The organism is Streptomyces sparsus, assembly GCF_054776295.1.
In genome coordinates, this window is the sequence record NZ_BAAHCA010000979.1 from 1 (window position 1) to 1735 (window position 1735).

The following is a 1735-nucleotide window of genomic DNA, read 5'->3' on the forward strand; positions in this document are numbered from 1 at the left end:
CGGGTCGGCGTCCGCGCCGGCCGGCGAGCCGTCCGGGCCGGACCCGGAGGTCGAGCCCGGGACGGCCTACGTGCCCGAACCCGTCACCGACAAGATGGCCGGCGGCTTTCTCGTGCTGACCAACAACGGCGACGAGCCGGACCGGCTCACCGGCGTCACCAGCGACCTCTCCGACGACGTCCAGCTGCACCGGACGGTCGACAACCGCATGGAGCGGGTCGACTCGCTGACCGTTCCGGCCGGCGGCGAACTCGCCCTGGCCCGGGGCGGCAACCACCTCATGTTCATGGGCCTCACCCGCACCCCCGCCGAGGGCGAAAAGGTGAGGCTGGAGCTGCGTTTCGAGAAGTCCGATCCCATCACGCTGGATGTGCCCGTCGAGGCCCGGAACCACGACCCGCACTCCCACAGCTGAGGAGCTGACCGATGCCCACCACCGCTGTGCGCCTCGTGTGCCGGTTGCTGCTGGCCGCGGCCGTCCTGCTGGGTGCGTTCTCGGGCGTGCTCGCCGGCGCCGTGCCGGCCACCGCGCACGCCACGCTGACCGGCACCAGCCCGGCGCAGAACTCGGTGGTGGGCACGGCGCCCGAACTGGTGTCGCTCACCTTCTCGGAACGGGTCGGCATGTCCGACGGCGCGGTCCGGATCCTCGACCCCAACGGCGACCGCGTCGACACCGGCAGCCTCGTCGACCAGCGCGACGGTGACGTCGTCACCTACGGCGTCAAGCTGAAGCCGGGTGTGCCCGAGGGCACCTTCACCGTCGCCTGGAAGGCCGTCTCGGCGGACAGCCACCCCATCTCCGGCGCCTGGACCTTCTCCATCGGCCGGCCCTCCGAGACCGCCGCCGGGGTCACCGGCCGGCAGAGCGCGAGCGCCGCCGTCCAGAACCTCTACACCGTCGGTCGCTACGCCGCGTACAGCGGGTTCGTGCTGCTCGTCGGCGGAGCCGGGTTCGTGCTGCTCGGCAACTGGCGGCAGGCGGCGGGGATCCGCGACGTGCAGCGGCTGACGGTCGCCGGCTGGCTGCTGCTCGCCGCGTCCACCACGCTGCTGCTGCTCCTGCGGCACCCGTACACCACCGCGGGCGGGCTGTCGGACGTGTTCAGCCTCAGCGGGCTGCGCGTGGTGCTGGAGACCACGTCCGGTTCGGCGCTCGTCTCCCGCCTGCTGCTGCTCGCCACCGCGGCGCTGTTCCTCGCCGTGCTGTTCGGCGCCTATCGCCGGGAACGCGGCGCCAAGGAGCAGGCTGACCTGCACTTCGGCCTGGTCATCGGCTGGACGGTGGTGTCCGCCGGGATAGCCGCGACCTGGGCCATGTCCGAGCACGCCTCGACCGGCATCCAGCCGCAGGTGGCCATGCCGGTCGACGTCCTGCACCTGCTGGCCGTCGCCGTCTGGTTCGGCGGGCTGACCATGCTGCTGACGACGCTCCACCGCGGCCCGGCGGTACCGGCCGAGGCGGTGCGCCGGTTCTCCCGGCTGGCGTTCGGCAGTGTGCTGGTCCTGGTGGCCACCGGTGTCTACCAGTCGTGGCGGCAGGTCGGCACCTGGTCCGCGCTGACCTCCACCGACTACGGCAGGCTGCTCATGGTCAAGGTCGGCCTGATGGTGGTGCTGACGGCCGTCGCCTTCTTCTCCCGCCGCTGGACCGGACGGCTGGCCGACCGCGCCGGCGCCACCACCGCGGCGGACGCGGCGGAGCCGGAGCCCGAGGTGGTGGGGGCCGGCGCCC

2 protein-coding genes are annotated in these 1735 nt (G+C 73.0%); both read left to right on the forward strand.

Annotated features, from left to right (window positions below; all coding sequences use genetic code 11):
- A partial coding sequence (locus ACYVE9_RS25535) for a copper chaperone PCu(A)C (protein ID WP_461030257.1) occupies positions 1–415 on the forward strand: 415 nt, incomplete at its 5' end.
- A gap of 11 nt (positions 416–426) precedes the next feature.
- Positions 427–1735: copper resistance CopC/CopD family protein (locus tag ACYVE9_RS25540; RefSeq protein ID WP_461030258.1), on the forward strand; the 1309-nt coding region annotated here is incomplete at its 3' end.